Genomic DNA, 17,786 nt, shown 5'->3' with positions numbered 1-17,786 from the left:
GGGCTGTTTCCCTCTTGTCCACGGAGCTTATCCCCCGCGGACTGACTCCCACGGAGCATCTGCCGGCATTCGGAGTTTGGCGGGGTTCGGTACCCCTTTCGGGGCCCTAGCCCCACCAGTAGCTCTACCTCCGGCAGACTCGACCGTGAGGCTAGCCTGAAAGCTATTTCGGGGAGAACCAGCTATCTCCGTACTCGATTAGCTTTTCACTCCTACCCACAGCTCATCCCCTGGTTTTTCAGCACCAGTGGGTTCGGTCCTCCATCCGGTGTTACCCGGACTTCAACCTGGCCATGGGTAGATCGTACGGTTTCGGGTCTACTCCCGGCGACTTAGCGCCCTGTTCGGACTCGGTTTCCCTACGGCTCCGCCTTACGGCTTAGCCTTGCCGCCGAGAGTAACTCCCTGGCCCATTACGCAAAAGGTACGCCGTCAGGGAGCTTACGCTCCCCTCCGACCGCTTGTAGGCACACGGTTTCAGGCTCTCTTTCACTCCCCTCACCGGGGTTCTTTTCACCTTTCCCTCACGGTACTGGTGCGCTATCGGTCGCCAGCGAGTACTTAGCCTTGGAGGGTGGTCCCCCCGGATTCCCGCAGGATTCCACGTGTCCCGCGGTACTTGGGAGCGCACCCCAGGGAGAGGCTCGAGTTTCGCCTACGGGGCTATCACCCTCTACGGCTGACCGTTCCAGGCCATTCGGCTACCCGAGCCTTTTGTAACTCCCCGAGGAGTCCGCAGCCTCCTCCAGGTGCGTCCCGCAACCCCGGGTGGGCAACGCCTGCGGGCTTTAACACCCACCCGGTTTGGGCTGGTCCCCTTTCGCTCGCCGCTACTCAGGGAGTCTCGTTTGATTTCCTTTCCTCCGCCTACTGAGATGTTTCAGTTCGGCGGGTATCGCCTCCCGGCAAAGCCGGGATGACGGGCTTTGAGCCCGCCGGGTTTCCCCATTCGGGCATCCCCGGGTCATCAGCTGTTTGCGCCTCGCCGGGGCTTATCGCAGCTTACCACGCCCTTCATCGCCTGCTGGCGCCAAGGCATCCACCGTGTGCCCTTAGCACCTCGGCCTTACACTACCTCAGTGCTGGTTCCCTTATTCTGCTGTCAAAGACCCCTCTTTCCGGGCCAGTTATTCTGAACCCACCACTGGTTAGGGAATTAATGGTGGAGACGGCCGGACTTGAACCGGCGACCGCCTGCTTGCAAGGCAGGCGCTCTCCCAGCTGAGCTACGTCCCCACACTTCTTGTGGTGGGCCAGGGTGGACTCGAACCACCGACCTTACCCTTATCAGGGGTACGCTCTAACCGACTGAGCTACTGGCCCTTGACAAGACGATAAGGGACACGCACCTGCCATCTTTTAGGGGCGGGCGCTGCCCGCCCCTGCTCCATAAAAGGAGGTGATCCAGCCGCAGGTTCTCCTACGGCTACCTTGTTACGACTTCACCCCAGTCACCGGCCCTACCTTCGGCCCCTGCCTCCCCCCGAGAGGGGGGTTGGCTCGGGGACTTCTGGTAGAGCCAGCTTCCGGGGTGTGACGGGCGGTGAGTACAAGGCCCGGGAACGTATTCACGGCCGTGTAGCTGACCGGCCGTTACTAGCGATTCCAGCTTCATGCAGGCGAGTTGCAGCCTGCAATCCGAACTGGGACCGGGTTTCTGAGATTTGCTCCACCTCGCGGCTTCGCAATCCCTCTGTCCCGGCCATTGTAGCACGTGTGTAGCCCAGGGCGTAAGGGGCATACTGACCTGACGTCATCCCCCCCTTCCTCCGGCTTGTCGCCGGCAGTCTCCCTAGTGTGCCCGGCATTACCCGCTGGCAACTAGGGACAGGGGTTGCGCTCGTTGCGGGACTTAACCCAACACCTCACGGCACGAGCTGACGACGGCCATGTACCACCTGTGCCGGGTGGGCCCCCCGAAGGGGGCCACGACCCTGCCTTTCGGCAGGGCTACCCCCGGCATGTCAAGCCCTGGTAAGGTTCTTCGCGTAGCATTGAATTAAACCACATGCTCCACCGCTTGTGCGGGCCCCCGTCTATTCCTTTGAGTTTCAGCCTTGCGGCCGTACTCCCCAGGCGGGGTGCTTAACGCGTTAGCTTCGGCACTGCACCCTTTAGGGTGCAACGCCCAGCACCCATCGTTTACAGCGTGGACTACCCGGGTATCTAATCCGGTTTGCTCCCCACGCTTTCGCGCCTCAGCGTCGGTACCGTCCTCGCTGGCCGCCTTCGCCACCGGTGTTCCTCCCGGTATCTACGCATTTCACCGCTACACCGGGAATTCCGCCAGCGTCTTCCGGACCCTAGGCCAGCAGTATCAGAGGCAATTCCCCGGTTGAGCCGGGGGCTTTCACCTCTGACTTACTGGCCCGCCTACGCGCACTTTACGCCCAGTAATTTCGCGCAACGCTCGGGACCTACGTATTACCGCGGCTGCTGGCACGTAGTTAGCCGTCCCTTCCTCTCCGGGTACCGTCACGGGCGGGGGCTATTCACCCCCGCCCGCATCGTCCCCGGCGACAGGAGTTTACACCCCGAAGGGCTTCATCCTCCACTCGGCGTCGCTGGGTCAGGCTTGCGCCCATTGCCCAAGATTCCCCACTGCTGCCTCCCGTAGGAGTCCGGGCCGTGTCTCAGTCCCGGTGTGGCTGGCCATCCTCTCAGACCAGCTACCCGTCGTAGGCTTGGTAGGCCGTTACCCCACCAACTACCTGATGGGACGCGAGCCCATCCCGAGGCGGCAGCATGCGAAGCAGAGGCCACCCTTTTCACACGGGCCATGCGGCCTGTGCGCTTATGGGGTATTAGCCCGGGTTTCCCCGGGTTATCCCCCTCCTCGGGGTAGGTTGCTCACGCGTTACTCACCCGTTCGCCGGTCGCCGGCACCGGTTCCCGAAGGAACCGGCCCGCTGCCCCACGACTTGCATGTGTTAGGCACGCCGACAGCGTTCGCGCTGAGCCAGGATCAAACTCTCCAGCGGAAGAAATTGGAGTCAAGGTGAAACTCGAATCCGCCCGTAGGAGAACAACCCTACGGAACACCTCAAGGGAAAGCCGTAAAGGCTTGAGGACTCAGCGCAGGTGCGTGTCCCTTATTCTCCTGTCAAAGACCGGCTACGGAAGTTATCCGTGCCGCGCAACTATCTAATTTATGCCCTCGCTTTTACTGTGTCAACCCCTTTTGCAGGTTGTGGTCTTTTCTGCAAGGGGTTGAGGGTACAGGAGCTGATAATAGCTCCTGTGGAGGGGTTTGATTTTTTGCTCGGTTGGAGCGATTGCTAAATTTATACCCCTCCTTTTTGGTTGTCAACCCCTGGTTAAGAGAGGGAGTTATCTGCCAAGGGGTTGACGTTGAGGGCCGTATTCGAAGATGTTTTCAAAGAGCGCGAAGTTTAAATTTAGTCGTGTTATCTGAGTTGTCAAGGGGGAGAGGAACCCGGTTAAGGGTTCGTCCTTGGCGACAGCCTGGAGCTGCCGGTTTGGAGAGCGTATTCAGCTGTTGCGAGCCGATAATATAGACCTTGTTTTGAAGGTGTCAAGTTTATGGAGCGGGCGACGGGACTTGAACCCGCGACCTCAACCTTGGCAAGGTTGCGCTCTACCAACTGAGCTACGCCCGCTCAGCTACAGCCATATAAGATAGAGCTCAGTTTTGGTTTGTCAATACCTGAGGAGGTGTTTCTGCGGAAGCTTGTCCGCGAGGGCCTAAGGATATGATTAGGTAGGTTTGCCCGAACTGTTTTTTCACTTGAATTTGGAGGAACTGGTCGGGGGTTACGTATGTGAGTTGGGCGCTGTCGCCGTAGATGGTTATGGCTACAGGTTCCCAGCCTTTTTCCGGCAGTGTGGCTTTGTAGTAGGAGACGATGTCTTTTACGGGAGCGTCTCCTTTGAATATGAGCCTTCCCACTTTGATGTTACCGGATTCGTAGATGAAGCTTTTGTCGGATACCAGCTGGAAGCCGGGGTAGATGGGAACGGTGTCTCCCAGGAGCTCAGCTTTTACCTGTTCTTGGGTTAGGACGGTTGTTTTTGGGGGTTTTTGGTTTACTGCACATCCCGTGACGGCTGCAGCTATGGCGAGGGGAATGAGCAGTTTTTTCATGTTCCACCTCTCAGGGTATTTTGATGGGTTCTACATCTATTTTATACGTAACTTTGAATCGGGAGAGGAGCTGTTTGATTTTGGGAAGTAGGGTGTCGGATTTTAGTTTGATGAAGATTGAGTAGGTTTTGCCGTTGGGGAGGGGTAGGGGCTTTGAGACTTCCTGGGATGGGAGTTTTTTCATGGCAGCGTAGAGTTCTTTCAGTTTGCTTTTTTGTGTTTCCGGTACTTCTACTTCTATAACGGCTCCTAAGGTGTAGGGCGGGTAGTTGAAGAGTTTTCTGTAGCTCAGCTCTTCTTCGTAGAAGGTGTGGAACTGGCCGGTTACGGCGTATTTGATTGGGTAGAAGTCGGGGTTGAAGGCTTGGACGACGGCGTATCCGGGTTTGAACCTTCCCACCCGTCCTATGGCCTGGACGATGGCCTGATAGGCTCTTTCCGCTCCCATGTAGTCGGGCGGGCCGGTGAGTTGGTCTGCGATTAGTATACCTAAGAAGGTGAGGTTGGGAAGGTTGTGACCCTTTACGGCAATTGAGGTGCCGACGATGACGTCTATTTTTCCCTCTACAGCGAGTTTTATGAGGCGGTTTGCGTCTTTGTAGGTTTTGACGGTGTCGAGGTCGAACCTTTCTATTTTCCAGTTGGGGTAGAGGAGTTTGAGTTCTTGGGTGACTCTCTCGGTGCCGTAGCCTGTGAACTCCAGGCGCTGACCGCACTTGATACACCTGAAGATTAGTTTGTAGCGGGTTCCGCAGAGGTGGCAGATGAAGCACTTTTTCTCTTTGTGGTAGGTTACGGGAACGCCGCACTTTTTGCAGTTGAGGGTATAGCCACAGTTGGGGCAGATTATTTTGTGGCTGTATCCTCTTCTGTTTATGAACAGGAGGGCTTGGCCTCCCGAGTTGACGGCTCTTTCAAGGGCAGATAGGAGCTTCTCGCTGAATATCCCTACCCGTTTCCTCTCTTTTTTGAGGTCTACAAGTTCCACTTTCGGGGGCGGAATTCGGGTTACTCTGCTCGGTAGGAAGTGGAAGAGGAACTCCCCCCTTTTGGCCCGGTAGTAGCTTTCTACAGAGGGCGTTGCCGAAACGAGAAGGAGAGGCACTTTTTCCAGCTCGGAGCGCTTAACTGCAACGGTTCTTGCGTGGTAGTAGGGTTTTTGTTGCTCTTTGTATGAGGGGTCTTGCTCTTCATCGAGGACTATGAGGCCGAGGTTTTTCATGGGAAGGGCTACGGCGATTCTCGTTCCTACAATCAGCGGCACTTCTCCTTTAAGGGCCTTTAGCCATACCGATGCCCTCTGGGCCGGCGTGAGGCCCCCGTGGTAGAGTGCGTAGTTTGTGCCGAAGAGGGACTCTATTCTGCTTTGGAGCTCCGGGGTAAGTAGGAGTTCGGGGACGAGAATCAGAACCGAGTTGCCCGAGTCTACAGCTCTCCTTGCGGCGTGTAAGTAGACCTCCATCTTCCCGGAGCAGGTGACTCCGCTGAGCAGGTGAATTCCTCTGTACTTGAAGAGGCTCTCCAGAACGGCTTTCTGCTCTTGCGTGAGTTCTGTTGTGCCCCTTGGTGAGAGGCTCGGGGGAGGGGGCGGGAGGAGAGACTCTTTTTCTGTTATCTGTATGAGGCCTTTTTGCCGGAGGTTTTCTATTACTCCTCGGGAGAAACCGAAGTAGGTTAGGTGTTTCAGCGGGAGTTCGCCGTGTTTTTTTAAGAGGTTGAGAAGCTCTCTGCCCTTCGGACCGCATTTACCTTCCTTCAGGTAGCGGACCCACTTTTCTTTTGGGGGCCCGCCCGGTTTAAGTTGGGTGTTGAGCCGGGCGGCTCCTTTTTCTACCAACCTCTTGAGGTAGGCGTTGAGTGAGCTTCCCCCAAATTTCCTCCTTAGGAAGGAGACCGAAACGGGGGAGGAGAAGGAGGAGATGAGGGTGTGAAGCTCCTCCTCCTTGGGGGTTAAGGGCTTTTGCGGCTTTAGTGGGGAAACTCTGACTTTCTCTTCCACTATAAACGCTCCCGGCAGGAAGCGAAAGAGGGCCTCGCCTAAAGAGGAGCAGTAGCGGCGGGAGACGAACTCGGCCAGCCGGAACAGGGTTTCTGTAAATAGGGGGTATGGGTCGGGGATGTCGAAGACCTCTTTGATTTCGAAGTTTCCCTCGGGAGGAGAGGTGGAAACGGAAACGATTATTCCGGTTTGAAGCCGGTTTGAGGGGCCGAAGGGCACTATGGCCCTCTTGCCCACCTCCGGCTTGTGGGACTCCCTGCCGGTGACTCTGTAGGTGAAAAGCTCCTCTACCGGAAGGTTGAGGGCAACCTGAATAAACACTACTTCTTACCGCTCCTTATGGTTGAGCCTACTGCCATAAGAAGAAGCAGTAGAGAGGTTACAACTACGAGCACGATAACAAAGGCTTTTATGAAGCCGGCCACTCCTACCTCCCCAGGGGTTCTATTTTGATTACGTCAACGTAGGGAAAGTTGAAGGTATCCACCTTTACGAAGCCGAGCACCTTGACTTTTTTGCCTAAGAACTTGTTTAGGTCTTCGGTGTCGTCGTGGATGTAGATGCAGCCGGAGCTATCGCACAGTAGAGGGTCTCCCGGGTAGGGAGGGAAGAGGTCTTGGGGCCTTTTGTCGGTAACGGTTCCTACGAGCTCAACGTAAGAGCCCAAGTAGGATTTTGGAAATCGCTCCACAACCCCAGCCTGGTCGTAAACCGGCTTATTGGCCGTTGCGCACCCCAGAGCAGATAAACCTATCAATGCGGGGAGAAAGAGCTTCAAAAGAGTATTTCTCACGGGCCACCTCCTGAGCCGCCTTACCCAATTCTAAAAGCCTCTCCGCTCCGAGTTTGAGGAGGGAGGATAGACCTAAAGCTATGCCGTCGGCCGATGGCTTCACAAGTCTGCCCCACGGCGGGGCGATAACCTCGGGAAGTGCACCAACGGCCGTTGCCACAAGGCAGGTGCGGCAGGCCATAAACTCAAGGGGCGCCCTTAAAACCACCTCTGAGCCTTTAGAGGGGACAACTCCGATGTCGCACGCCGAGAGCAGGCCAGGCAGGTCGGCTACTCTGTCTGTGAAGAACGCTATCCGTTCAAGTATGCCCAGCGAGGCCGCAAGCTCTTTTAGCTGCCGGAGGGATACTCCCTCTTCCCTGCCAACAACTACAAGTTTCCACCTTTGGTTTTTTACGGCGTGGAGCGCTTTGAAGAGGAGGTCGTGGCCCTTTACGGGGTCGAACCGTGCAACCACTCCTATGAGCGGAAGCTCTGCCGGAACGCCGAGTCTCCTCCTCCAGCGGTGCCTCGCCTCTTGGCTAAAGGAGAAGAGGGATGTATCTACGATTCCCGGAATCAGGAGCTTCTCAAGGGGTGCAACCACATCGTTCAACAGCCTTCTGCTGCTTACTACAACCCCGTTTACGAATCTTTTATGGATGAACCTATTGAGCAGGGTGTTCCTTATCCCCTTTGCGTGGCCGTGAACCCTGAAGAGCTTGTAGCCGTGGCGTTTCTTTAGAAGGGCGGCAAAGAGCATCTCGTCGCCCCTTATGGTTACAACTACCTGGGGTTTTACCGCTTCCACGGCCTTCTTAAACGAGAGGAAGGCTTTAAGGGGGAGCCCTCGCCTCGGGTCTTCAATCGGTAGAGTCTCAAGGCCGAGCTCTGCGGCGCGGCTGAAGGCCGGGTATCCTTTCAAGGCGGCAACGGTTACCCGGCAGTTTAAAGAGCGGGCGATTTTCAGCCCCAAGTCGGTCAGCGCGCTGTTCCAGCGCTCATCGAGAACCACCAGTGCCTTTCGGGCCATTTCTCTCAATCTCCCACAGTTTTGCGTACTTCAGGAATGAGTAGTAAGAGGCCATAACCGAGAGGAGGAACCCCTCAAAGCCGTCGAGGAATCCCCTTTTGAGTACGAACCTCCTTAGGAAGGCGCCGGCCGGCGAGGTGAGCAGTTTCAGGAGCGAAAAGCGCTTTCCTTTTCGGTGGGCGCCTTCGGCGTAGAGGGTGGAGTAGAGGTCTATTTTCCTGAGGTGTTCCGAGAGGGAGGAGTAGGAGTAGTGGAGAAGCTCTCCTTGAAGGTAACCCAGGCTCCCGTTTACTTCAAGCCTTTCGTGGACGCCGTTTCCCACCCAGCGGCACCTTTCCCTTTTTGCAAGGCGGAGCTGCCAGTCGGGGTTCCAGGCGTGCCTTATCCAGCGCCCCAGGTAGTTGGTAACCCTGTTAAGGTGGTAGCCGGCGTGCTTTTCCTCCCTTACCGCCTCCTTAACGCTTCGGGCCAGCTCCTCCGATAGAACTTCGTCGTCGTCGAGGAAGAGGACCCACCGGGTTCTGCACAGGGAGAGGAGGTGGTTCTTCTGGTTTACGAAGTTGTCGAACTTCCGGGTGAAAACTCTTGCTCCGAACTGCTTTAGAATTTCAACCGTTTCGTCGGTTGAGCCTGAGTCGAGAGCTACTATTTCATCGGCAACCCTTTCAACGCTTTTCAGGACCTTCTCTAAGTGGCGTCGGGAGTTGTAGGTTAAAAGGGCAACGGTTAGGCTCATAGGCTCTTACCCCGCTTAAAACGTTGGTATAAGCGCCAAAGGGGCGTGGAGAAAGTTATAACCCTGCCCAGTGCGGTGAAGAGGTCTCTTCCCAGGGGAACTCTGGGAAGCTCAAGGGGCGAGGCGCCGTTTAGGACTCCCCGCTTCGTTGTGAAGAGGAAGGAGTGGTGTTTCGATGCAACTTCTCTTGAGAGGGAAGTGTAGTGACCGAAGGGCCAGGAGAAGGTATCGGGCTCTATTCCGAGGTTTTCCCTGATAAGCCGTTTCGTTTCAAGGAGCTCCGACTCTATTCGGGAGGCCGCCTCTCTCTCCGTTTCCAACCTGCCGGGTTTAACCGAGCGTAGCTCTTGCCTGAGGCGCTCTTTCCAGTTGCCCTCTTTTGGGAAACTTCTGCAGAGCTCAAGGAGCTCCCGTGACGGTATGAAGGCCCGACCCCAAAGGGTACTTCTGGTTTTAAACCGGGGCTTTCCGGGAAAGAGCTCGGGTTCGGGGAAGAGGAAGTCCCGGTGGAGGTTTTTGCCGTCGAAGAAGTCGACTATCTCCTCTGATACGGGGAGCTTCCCGTGGTTCAGTCCGTGGGCCCCGAAGGTGAAAACGTCGGCCATGGCGTGAAGCTCTTCCCAGGTTAGAAACTCGCTTAGGTCCCCGTTCCTGAAAAAACGGATGTGACACTCGCCCATAGAGGTGGGTTTAAAGAGTTCCCTTAGGCTTACTTTACCGCTCCAGTAGTCTGAGAGCGTTGGCCTTACCGTTGGGGCGTTTTGGATTCTGTTTGCCGTTATGAATAGGTGGGCCTTCAGTCCGAGCTTTTTCAAAATGGGGTAGGCGTAAACCCAGTTATCGGCGTAGCCGTCGTCAAAAGTTATCGAGGCCAGGTTCCCCCCGGAATCTGCCGACAGGAGCTCCTGAAGGGGAACAACTTTGAATCGTCCCTTTATCGCCTTTAGAACCCTCTCAAAGCTTTTCAGAGAGAGGTCGTCGGGTCCGCTTTCCGGGTAAACCCTGTGAAGGTAGAAGACAACCTTCAAACTGCCTCCACGCTGTATAATTGCGGTTATGAAACTTATAGTTCCTGCACCGGCAAAAGTTAACCTTTCCCTCTGGATAAACGGCAAGAGGCCCGACGGCTACCACGAGCTCGTTACCGTTCTACACACGGTTAACCTCTTTGACACCCTTACCTTTATGCCCTCCGATAGGTTCGAACTCCAGGTTGAAGGCGACCAGCTGCTCCCCTTGGGAAGGAGCAACCTCATAGTAAAGGCTGCGGAGCTCTTTAGGAGGGCTACCGGCATAAAGCCCAACGTTAAGATAAAGCTGCTGAAGAAGATTCCGATTGGTGCGGGCCTTGGGGGAGGCTCCTCGAACGCTGCTGCGGCCCTGAAGGCTTTAAACACCCTTTACGGGAAGCCTCTTTCGGAGCCGGAGCTTCACCAGCTTGCCGCTCAAATAGGCAGCGACGTTCCCTTCTTCATTAGGGGCGGCCTGGCCGTGGCAACGGGCAGGGGGGAGAAGCTCAAACACTACAATCCCGCCCACTTTAAGCTTTTACTTGTCTATCCCGACTTTAGCTGTCCTACGGCGGAGGTTTACAAGAGCCTTCCTCCGATAAACAGGGAAATGGGCGTTGAAGACGCCGAGAAGCTCATAATCTCTCCTCTTATAGTAGGGAACCTGAGAGAAGTTGCCGAAAACGCCCACAACGACCTTGAGGAGAGTAAGCACCCTTGCGTTGAAAGGGTCAAGAGGGAAGTTAAGCCGGTCCTTGAAGAGGTAGGTGTTAAACCGATAATGAGCGGCAGCGGCTCCTGCGTTTTCGGCCTTGTGGAAGATGAAAAAGAAATCGACCTCTCCCCCTTGAAAAAGAGCGGCTGGTGGTATAAATTACTCACCGCGATATAGCTGGGGCGTAGCCAAGCGGTAAGGCAGCGGACTTTGGATCCGCCATTCGCAGGTTCGAATCCTGCCGCCCCAGCCATTTTATTATTGTGGTGGGAGTAGCTCAGTTGGTGGAGCGCCGGGTTGTGGCCCCGGCGGTCGCGGGTTCAAGTCCCGTCTCCCACCCCATAGAAATCCGCCGCGGGAGTGGCGGAACTGGCAGACGCGCTGGACTTAGGATCCAGTGCCCTCGTGGCGTGCGGGTTCGACTCCCGCCTCCCGCACCAAAAAAAGGGCGCGGGCGTAGCTCAGTTGGTAGAGCACAACCTTGCCAAGGTTGGGGTCGCGGGTTCAAGTCCCGTCGCCCGCTCCACTAAGGCGGCGTAGCCAAGTGGTAAGGCAGGGGACTGCAAATCCCTTATTCGGCGGTTCGATTCCGCCCGCCGCCTCCACTTAAACCTTCCCTCATTCCGCCATTTCGGCTGCCAATACTTTCACGATAGTGTTGTTTTTACTCTTCCTTGATACTAAAAACCGTTTCAGCGGCTTTCTATCGGGGAAAAGAAAGAAAACTGTTAGAACTTTAACCCTTTCATCTTCAAGGCAGCTTCCGAGTAACCAGTGACCTGTTCCAAACATTTTCTCTGCACAGTAGCAGTAGAGAACCTTTCTTCCGTTAGTAAGCTTTGCGTAGGCCCACTGGAGGGAGTCGGAAAGGACCACTTTCCTGACTACGGTATCTAAATCCTTGGGGCTCTTTAAAGAAAGCGGAATGCCGTTCTTCTCCGACTGGAGTATCCGTTTGCAGAAGTCCTTCTCCCGTGCTGTAATGGAAGAGGTGTCTTTGCAGATACTGTTGCAGAAGCTATGACTCTTCAGTGCTTTTCTTAAATGTTTTATCTCTTTGTTATTACACTCTATCTCTTTCCACTTGTACTCTCCCCTTCTCAGGGCGGATAGAAGTTTCTGAGCTTCAAGTTTGTAGTGCAACTTTATACCTGTAAGACGATGTCTCCACTGAGTTCGGATGTTTTCTCGGGAAGTAGTTTTTTCTCTCCGCTTTCCTTTTTTAGTTCGATTTCAAGCTCTCTACTTATAACTATATCTACCTTGAAAAAGGCAAACTGCTCTTCCTTTAAGGTTTTTTCGTTCAGAAACTTAGTGTTTCCTTTGAAAATAGCTTCCTTTAACTCTTGATAGAACCGAGTTTTAAAAACACTTGTCTCTTTTGGAAAGGCTATTAGGAGCTCCTTGTGTTTAAGCTCTTCAAGGTACAGTTTGTTTGTTAAGTGGAGTTTGGCGATTAAGCCCGAAATGGGGAGGACAAATGCGGAGAAGCTGTGTTGTTTTTTTACACGGCCCGAAATTCGAAACTCGTCGTAGATGAATGTGGGATAGTCAAAGTCGATGTTTGAAACGATGTCTTTCTCAAGCTTTTCTCGTTTTTTTAGGTTGGTCTCTATCGGAACGTACAGTAAAACCTTAACCGGTTTCTCTTTTAAACGGCCTGAAACTATTACGGCCTTAAATTTACAAGTTTCTGGAACAAGCAGCCAAATGGGAACGTTGAAGTCGGGAATTTCGTTGGAGTCTAAGTGGTACCACCACAGTTTCTTTGGAATCTCCTTCCAGTTCCTGAACTGGCATTCTTCCGTTCTGAACGACTCAAAGTCAAATTCCTTTTTTAGGAAATCCCTTTTCTTGAGAAGTTTTAGGTCGAGTTCCCTGAGCTTCCTGCATAACTTTATGTACTCTTTCTTTTTCCTGGCCGTTACGGCCAAACCCGGGAGAGGAAGTAAGAAGAGCTTCTGAATGTTGGTTCTGATGTGGAATACCTGGGTCCACTCTTCAGTTTCGGAGTCGAACTCCATCTCTTCAAGGTACCATCGGTAGAAGGAGAAGAGGAGCTTCAACTCTTCGGTTAGGGCGTTAAGCTCTTTTAAGGCTTCTCTCTGGGCTCTGTTTAAAGGTTTCATAGTTATCTAAAAATTCGGATTAGACTCTTCGTTCCACAAAATTCTAACCTTCTAATGGGCTTAGAACCTGATTCTGTTTTAATCTTTCCTGGTGTCGTACTCTATTTTCACGTTCGGCTCGGGGGCGGGGAGGGTTTCGGCGGGTTTGCTGATTTCAAACTCCCCGCTCTTTATCCACTCTTTCAGTATGTTGGCAATCTCCCTTGCCTTGTAGTAGGAGGAGACTGGAGAGGTTGGAACTTTCTTGCCGTTCAGCTCTATGTAGCCCCTACGGAGCTCTGCATAGCTAACGTACTTTAGAGGCTTGGCGTTACCCGAGGGGTAATCGACCGAGTAGTCTATTACCGGGGCGAAGATTTCGTCGTCCCTTACGGAGGTGTAGTAGGCGATTCTCTCGTTCAGAATCGGAATGGGAATGCCTATCCCGACGAACATTGAGACGCCGTAGCCCAAAATGGAAGCGGCCTTTATAAAGTCGGTGCTCATCTGTTTCATGTCCCCTACAACCATCAGGGTGCCAGCCCCTTCCATAGGTTGCCCTTTCTTGCTCCTTTTAACTCCAAAGGGGGCGTGCTGGGTGCCGTGGAAGGCTACGTACCCGATTCCTCCCCCTAAGAATATTCTCGTTCCCACCCCTATCGTTTCGAAGAAGGGGTCGTTCATCAGGGGGGAGAGCTGGCCGGCGCCAGAGTAGGTGGCGTTTCCGAAGTTTGGTTTTAGCGTTCCCATGTAGGTGTAAATGGTTCTTGAGGACTTGTTTACGGCAACGTTGTAGTTCTGGTAGGCGTTACGGGGGCTGCAGAGGATTGCGTCGTTTATGGTTTTTATGTTTATGAGCTTTTTAATCTCCCGCCTTGGGTAGCAGTCGGTTCCGTACCCGTAGGCCTCAAGCTCTATGTCTTCGCCGGCTATGAGCTCCTCTATAACGTGGGCCCCTCCGTACTCGAACCTGCCCGGGTACACTTCGTTCCTGGGGTCGTTTTCGGGGAGGGCGGTTGCTCCTATGTAGAGGTCAACTGCGGCAATTCCTCCGTAGGCGGGAACGCCGTTGAGGTAAATCTCCTCCATTTTCATCCTGGGCTTTGTGTGGCCTACGTTGAGGAAGGCCCCCGAGGAGCACATTGCGCCGAAGGTTCCGGTTGTTACTACGTCTACTTCCCGGGCGGCTTTTACAACGCCAAGCTCTTCTACTATCTCTATCATCTCTTCGGCCGTAACTACTACGGCCTCGCCTTTCCTTATTTTCTCGTTTATCTCTTCGTAGGTTTTCACTACTTTAAACTGCTCGGCCATTAACCTCTCTCTCCGGTTGGGTTTTGAAGCTCCCTTTAAAGAGAAAGTATAAGGTTTTCAAGGGGGGTGTGGGAGCTGGCCGTTCTACCGGATGCAGGAGAGAGGAAGCTCTGCAGTAGGCCGAAGGCGTTAGAGGGGTTCGGCTGTAAGGTCTACGTTGCTTGCAAGGCCCGTGACTTTGGCTTCAACTATTTTGCCGGGGGTGTGGTTTCCTTTTAAGTAGACTATGCCGTCTATTTCGTAGGCGTTTCTGTAGCTTCGGGCCTCTACGAAGCCGGGCATGTCCGACGACGGTGAGTCGACTATGAGCTTGAGGCGTTTTCCGACCAGTGAGCGGTGGAGCTCTTCGTATATCCAGAACTGGGTCTCTTCAAGGAGGTTGAGCCTTGAGTCTTTAAGCTCTTCAGGGAGGTCTCCAAGTCTGTAGGCGGCGGTGCCTTCTTCCCTGGAGTATTTGAAGAAGCCTGCCCAGTCGAATTTGAACTCTTTGATGAAGGTGTGAAGCTCTTCGAACTCGGCTTCCCCTTCTGTGGGGAATCCTACGATGAAGGTTGTCCTTATGGCTATTCCGGGAACCCTGAGCCTCAGCTTCTCTAAGAGTTTTTCGGCGGATGCCCTTGTGTACTTCCTCCCCATGGAGGCGAGCACTTTGTCGTTTATGTGTTGTAGGGGAACGTCTATGTATTTAACGAGCTTCTCGGAGGATGCCATGTAGTCTATGAGGTTGTCGGTTATGTGGGAAGGGTAGGTGTACATGAGCCTAATCCACTCTATTCCTTCAACTTTTTCGAGCTGCTCTAAGAGTTTGATGAGTGCCTTTTCCTCTCCGAAGTCGCGCCTGTAGGCGGTTGTGTCCTGGGCTATTACGTATAGTTCTTTAACGCCCCTTTCGGCGAGGCGTTTGGCCTCTTCCACTACTTCGTTTACCGGCCGGCTTTTAAGGGGCCCTCTGATGATTGGGATTGCACAGTAGGTACAGGCGTTTGAGCAGCCTTCGGCTATTTTCAGGTAGGCAAGGTGGGGAGGGGTAAGGACCTCCCTGTAGAGGTAGGGCTTCCTGACGGCGGCTTTCCTGTTAAGGATTCTCTCTACGCTCCTGAGGAGCTCGTTAACGCCGATGAAGGCGTCTACCTCTGGGAGCTCCCTTTTGAGCTCCTCTTTGTACCGCTGGTAGAGGCAGCCGGCAACAACCACCTTTTTGTCTGGAGACTGCTTTTTCGCCTCTATGGCGTTCAGGATTTCGTCTATGGACTCCTCTTTTGCCGGCGTTATGAACCCGCAGGTGTTTACCAGTATAACGTCGGCTGCTTCAAGGGAGGAGACCAGCTCGACTTCCCCCGTTGCCTTTAAAAGGCCGACCATCAGTTCTGTGTCTACCCAGTTTTTCGGACAACCGAGGCTTATAACGGCGATTTTCTTTTTCAAGCTACTTCTCCGCTTCGAGTTTACCGCTTCTAACCCTTATTTTACCTTCGGCGGTTATTCTGCCGACAACCGTTACCCACTTGACTCCCCTTTTGGTCAGGGCGTTTATGAGTTTCTTAAGGCGCTCCGGGGGAACCGAGATGAGCAGGCCTCCGGAGGTTTGCGGGTCGAAAAGGAGTGAGCGGAGCTCCGGGGTTACGGCTTCTTCGAACTCTGCCGATTCGGCAACGAACTCTTCGTTTTCGTAGGTTGCAGCGGGAAGGAGTCCCATGGAGGCGTATTCCAGGGCACCCGGGAGGAGTTGAAAGCTTTCGGCAAATACTTCGGCTCCCGTGCCGCTGGCCGAAACCATTTCGAGCAGGTGGCCTAAGAGGCCGAAGCCGGTTACGTCGGTACAGGCGTTAACTCCCACTTCTACCATGGCTTCCGATGCGTTTTTGTTGAGGGTGGTCATCGCCTCGCAGACGGCGTCTATCTCCTCCGGCTTTGCAAGGTCTGCTTTTATGGCCGTTGTGAGAACTCCTATGCCGAGGGGTTTTGTGTAGATGAGGTAGTCTCCCGGTTTGGCCGTTGAGTTTCTGACCAGTTTTGAGGGCTCTGCCGTGCCGGTGACCGCAAGGCCGTACTTTGTTTCAAGGTCGTCAACGGTGTGGCCTCCGAGGATTACCGCGTCTGCTTCTTTAACTTTTGAAGCTCCTCCGGCCACTATCTCCGAGAGGAACTCGGCGGGCAAGCGGCAGGTGTCGAACATGAGGAGGTTTAGTGCCGTTACGGGTTTTGCCCCCATGGCGTAGATGTCGGAGAGGGCGTTGGCGGCAGCAACCTGGCCGTAGATGAAGGGGTCGTCTACAACCGGGGTTATGAAGTCGGCTGTTTGAACTAAGGCAAGTTCCGGGGAGAGTAGGTAGACGCCTGCGTCTTCGGCGGTTTCTACGCCTACTAAGACTTTATCGTTTGTGGGAAGCTCTACTTTGGAAAGGAGGTTTGAGAGCCCGACCGGGCTGAGTTTTGCCCCTCAGCCGGAAGCTCTGACCGTTTGTGTCATCTTCACTTTCTTGCTACTCAAGGATTTTGCCCTCCTCCTTCAGCCTTTTTATGAGGTGGTCTTCCTCTCCTACCTCTTCCCAGCCTTTGGCGCGCAGTATGCAGCTGTCGCACTTCATACAGGGTACTTCATCTCCCCTGTAGCACGACAGGGAGTAGGAGTAGTCGGCACCGAGCTCCAGCCCGAGCTTGATTATCTGGCCCTTTGTGAGGTTGATGAGGGGGGCGTGGATGTGCCACCTCTTCCCCTCTGCACCCGCCTTCGTGCCCAGGTTAAGGGCCTCCTCCATCGCCTTGAGGAACTGGGGGCGGCAGTCGGGGTATCCGCTGTAGTCTACCGCGTTCCAGCCTCCTACCAGGTTTGTACACCCCTTTGCCTCTGCGTAGGCGGCTGCTATCGAGATGAATATGCCGTTTCTGAAGGGGACGTAGGTTACTGGAATTCCCCGCTCTTTGATTTCTTCAACGGAGCTCGTTTCGGGAACTTCTATCGACCGGTCGGTTAGGGCGGAAGCTCCTATTCTGGAGAGGTCTACGGGGAATATGAGGTGTTCGTCTACGTTGGCTTTTTCCGCCGTGATTTTGGCGAACTCAACCTCGAGGCTGTGCCTCTGGCCGTAGTAGAAGGTTATTGCGTAAACTTTCTCAAAGTGCCTTTTTGCCCAGTAGAGGGCCGTTGTTGAGTCGAGGCCACCCGAGAATATAACGACGGCGCCGTTCAAGGCTCCTCCTTTAACGGTTTAATCACAAATTTAAGAAGGAGGAGCCATCGGCGCACACCGGGAGTTAATTTCCCCTGCCTTTCATCTTCTTCAGCTGTTCGGTAATAAAGACCTTTAGAACCGGAATCTGGCGTTTAACCTCTAATTCCGATATATCTTCCTCCTGTAGGGCGTCGGCAAGCTCTACGAGCAGGAGCATGAGTCCCTTGTAGTACTCCCGCGAAGAGAGTTCTCCGCTTTTTCGCTTTCTGTTCAGTTTTTCCAGTTTATCTTTCATAGTATCGCTTACGCTCACAATTGCCTCCGTTAGAGGGCAGGTTTAAAGGCGTCTCTCTATGCTCCGGACTGCGGAGAGCACTATTCCGAGTTTTGAGCTTTTCGGGGCGACAACGCTTATAACGTACTCTCCTTTAACTTCTTTAATTACTAAATACCCGTCAACAGACTCAACGGAGAGCTGAACTACGCCTCCCTTCCATCCGTCTGTAAGTTTTGAGTCACTAATCGAGAGTATGGCGGCAGATGCGGCTGCAAGTTCGTCTTCGTCTACCGAAGGGGGCAGGTGTGACGCAAGGGGAAGGCCTTCAATGTCGGCGATTACTGCTCCGTCGAGTCCGTTCTCCTTAACCACTTGGGTAAGGAGGTTTTCCATCTCTTGATGTTTTGTCATACCGTTACCTCCGTTTCCAGTTTCACCCCCCTGGTGAGCCTCTATTAACATTTTCGCAACCGGGTGGGAGTTTTCCATTTGAACCTCCTTAAAGGCCCAGAAGGCCCCCTGTCGTTTTTTTGTTAATGCAAAC

General features: G+C 53.9%; 15 protein-coding genes, 8 tRNA genes and 2 rRNA genes (1 of these 25 only partly in view). 6 read left to right on the top strand and 19 right to left on the bottom strand.

The features are described from left to right. The 11 genes from THEAM_RS08355 to THEAM_RS08305 form a co-directional block, all read right to left on the bottom strand. A 23S ribosomal RNA gene (locus THEAM_RS08355) occupies positions 1-1,066 on the bottom strand (it extends 1,912 nt beyond the left edge of the window). A gap of 94 nt (positions 1,067-1,160) precedes the next feature. Then, positions 1,161-1,236, bottom strand: a tRNA-Ala gene (locus tag THEAM_RS08350). Positions 1,237-1,246: 10 nt separating this feature from the next. Further along, positions 1,247-1,323: transfer RNA gene (locus tag THEAM_RS08345), tRNA-Ile, on the bottom strand. 69 nt (positions 1,324-1,392) lie between these two features. Beyond that, positions 1,393-2,981: ribosomal RNA gene (locus tag THEAM_RS08340) — 16S ribosomal RNA — on the bottom strand. The 16S and 23S rRNA genes sit together here with 2 tRNA genes alongside, the layout of an rRNA operon. Positions 2,982-3,544: 563 nt before the next feature. Then, a tRNA-Gly gene (locus THEAM_RS08335) sits at positions 3,545-3,620 on the bottom strand. 26 nt (positions 3,621-3,646) lie between these two features. Next, on the bottom strand, positions 3,647-4,105 hold the full coding sequence (locus THEAM_RS08330) for a hypothetical protein (RefSeq protein ID WP_013538386.1): 459 nt from the start codon (positions 4,103-4,105) through the stop codon (positions 3,647-3,649). Positions 4,106-4,115: 10 nt separating this feature from the next. Beyond that, positions 4,116-6,425: a replication restart helicase PriA gene (gene priA / locus THEAM_RS08325; protein WP_013538385.1), complete on the bottom strand. Its 2,310-nt coding sequence runs from the start codon at positions 6,423-6,425 to the stop codon at positions 4,116-4,118. A gap of 106 nt (positions 6,426-6,531) precedes the next feature. Next, positions 6,532-6,795 carry a hypothetical protein gene (locus tag THEAM_RS08320; protein WP_157629632.1) on the bottom strand — a complete coding sequence of 88 codons (264 nt, stop codon included), beginning with the start codon at positions 6,793-6,795 and terminating at the stop codon, positions 6,532-6,534. A 25-nt stretch (positions 6,796-6,820) separates the two neighbouring features. Beyond that, the gene (locus THEAM_RS08315) at positions 6,821-7,909 is read right to left on the bottom strand and encodes a glycosyltransferase family 4 protein (protein ID WP_013538382.1); all 1,089 of its coding nucleotides are present in this window, start codon (positions 7,907-7,909) and stop codon (positions 6,821-6,823) included. Continuing rightward, a complete protein-coding gene (locus THEAM_RS08310; protein ID WP_013538381.1) occupies positions 7,878-8,645 on the bottom strand; it encodes a glycosyltransferase family 2 protein in 768 nt (255 codons plus the stop codon). The genes THEAM_RS08315 and THEAM_RS08310 overlap by 32 nt, the downstream gene beginning before the upstream one ends. After that, the gene (locus tag THEAM_RS08305) at positions 8,642-9,673 is read right to left on the bottom strand and encodes a polysaccharide deacetylase family protein (RefSeq protein ID WP_013538380.1); all 1,032 of its coding nucleotides are present in this window, start codon (positions 9,671-9,673) and stop codon (positions 8,642-8,644) included. The genes THEAM_RS08310 and THEAM_RS08305 overlap by 4 nt, the downstream gene beginning before the upstream one ends. Before the next feature lie 28 nt (positions 9,674-9,701). On the opposite strand from THEAM_RS08305, the gene ispE reads away from it, so the two are divergent. From ispE to THEAM_RS08275, 6 genes are all read left to right on the top strand, one after another. Next, complete coding sequence (ispE, locus tag THEAM_RS08300; protein ID WP_013538379.1) at positions 9,702-10,547, top strand: 4-(cytidine 5'-diphospho)-2-C-methyl-D-erythritol kinase; 846 nt, start codon at positions 9,702-9,704, stop codon at positions 10,545-10,547. Position 10,548: 1 nt separating this feature from the next. Further along, a tRNA-Gln gene (locus tag THEAM_RS08295) sits at positions 10,549-10,623 on the top strand. Positions 10,624-10,636: 13 nt separating this feature from the next. Then, positions 10,637-10,712, top strand: a tRNA-His gene (locus THEAM_RS08290). Positions 10,713-10,724: 12 nt separating this feature from the next. Continuing rightward, positions 10,725-10,810: transfer RNA gene (locus THEAM_RS08285), tRNA-Leu, on the top strand. A gap of 10 nt (positions 10,811-10,820) precedes the next feature. Further along, a tRNA-Gly gene (locus tag THEAM_RS08280) sits at positions 10,821-10,896 on the top strand. Between the two features lie 4 nt (positions 10,897-10,900). Further along, a tRNA-Cys gene (locus THEAM_RS08275) sits at positions 10,901-10,975 on the top strand. A 13-nt stretch (positions 10,976-10,988) separates the two neighbouring features. Here THEAM_RS08275 and THEAM_RS08270 read toward each other — a convergent pair. The 8 genes from THEAM_RS08270 to THEAM_RS08235 all read right to left on the bottom strand — a co-directional run bounded on the left by THEAM_RS08270 (position 10,989) and on the right by THEAM_RS08235 (position 17,731). Next, positions 10,989-11,513 carry a hypothetical protein gene (locus THEAM_RS08270; RefSeq protein WP_013538378.1) on the bottom strand — a complete coding sequence of 175 codons (525 nt, stop codon included), beginning with the start codon at positions 11,511-11,513 and terminating at the stop codon, positions 10,989-10,991. Between the two features lie 2 nt (positions 11,514-11,515). After that, positions 11,516-12,499, bottom strand: a complete 984-nt coding sequence (locus THEAM_RS08265) for a hypothetical protein (RefSeq protein ID WP_013538377.1) — start codon at positions 12,497-12,499, stop codon at positions 11,516-11,518. Between the two features lie 78 nt (positions 12,500-12,577). Continuing rightward, a complete protein-coding gene (locus tag THEAM_RS08260) occupies positions 12,578-13,792 on the bottom strand; it encodes a homocysteine biosynthesis protein (protein WP_013538376.1) in 1,215 nt (404 codons plus the stop codon). 129 nt (positions 13,793-13,921) lie between these two features. Next, complete coding sequence (gene rimO / locus THEAM_RS08255; RefSeq protein WP_013538375.1) at positions 13,922-15,217, bottom strand: 30S ribosomal protein S12 methylthiotransferase RimO; 1,296 nt, start codon at positions 15,215-15,217, stop codon at positions 13,922-13,924. Between the two features lies 1 nt (position 15,218). Further along, on the bottom strand, positions 15,219-16,262 hold the full coding sequence (gene selD, locus THEAM_RS08250) for a selenide, water dikinase SelD (RefSeq protein ID WP_157629690.1): 1,044 nt from the start codon (positions 16,260-16,262) through the stop codon (positions 15,219-15,221). Between the two features lie 13 nt (positions 16,263-16,275). Further along, positions 16,276-16,983: a 7-cyano-7-deazaguanine synthase QueC gene (queC, locus tag THEAM_RS08245; protein ID WP_013538373.1), complete on the bottom strand. Its 708-nt coding sequence runs from the start codon at positions 16,981-16,983 to the stop codon at positions 16,276-16,278. Positions 16,984-17,047: 64 nt separating this feature from the next. After that, a complete protein-coding gene (locus THEAM_RS08240; RefSeq protein WP_013538372.1) occupies positions 17,048-17,278 on the bottom strand; it encodes a hypothetical protein in 231 nt (76 codons plus the stop codon). A gap of 24 nt (positions 17,279-17,302) precedes the next feature. Then, complete coding sequence (locus THEAM_RS08235; RefSeq protein ID WP_013538371.1) at positions 17,303-17,731, bottom strand: roadblock/LC7 domain-containing protein; 429 nt, start codon at positions 17,729-17,731, stop codon at positions 17,303-17,305. Between the last annotated feature and the right edge of the window lie 55 nt (positions 17,732-17,786).

This window comes from Thermovibrio ammonificans HB-1 (assembly GCF_000185805.1).
GTDB lineage: Bacteria > Aquificota > Aquificia > Desulfurobacteriales > Desulfurobacteriaceae > Thermovibrio > Thermovibrio ammonificans.
This window is presented reverse-complemented; position numbering and strand designations above follow the sequence as displayed.

Bases quoted from the DNA above. Each gene is read 5' to 3' on its own strand.
- THEAM_RS08265 (WP_013538377.1), bottom strand. From the start codon at position 12,499: ATGAAACCTTTAAACAGAGCCCAGAGAGAAGCCTTAAAAGAGCTTAAC.
- THEAM_RS08330 (WP_013538386.1), bottom strand. From the start codon at position 4,105: ATGAAAAAACTGCTCATTCCCCTCGCCATAGCTGCAGCCGTCACGGGA.
- THEAM_RS08315 (WP_013538382.1), bottom strand. From the start codon at position 7,909: ATGGCCCGAAAGGCACTGGTGGTTCTCGATGAGCGCTGGAACAGCGCG.
- THEAM_RS08260 (WP_013538376.1), bottom strand. From the start codon at position 13,792: ATGGCCGAGCAGTTTAAAGTAGTGAAAACCTACGAAGAGATAAACGAG.
- THEAM_RS08310 (WP_013538381.1), bottom strand. From the start codon at position 8,645: ATGAGCCTAACCGTTGCCCTTTTAACCTACAACTCCCGACGCCACTTA.
- THEAM_RS08235 (WP_013538371.1), bottom strand. From the start codon at position 17,731: ATGGAAAACTCCCACCCGGTTGCGAAAATGTTAATAGAGGCTCACCAG.
- ispE (WP_013538379.1), top strand. From the start codon at position 9,702: ATGAAACTTATAGTTCCTGCACCGGCAAAAGTTAACCTTTCCCTCTGG.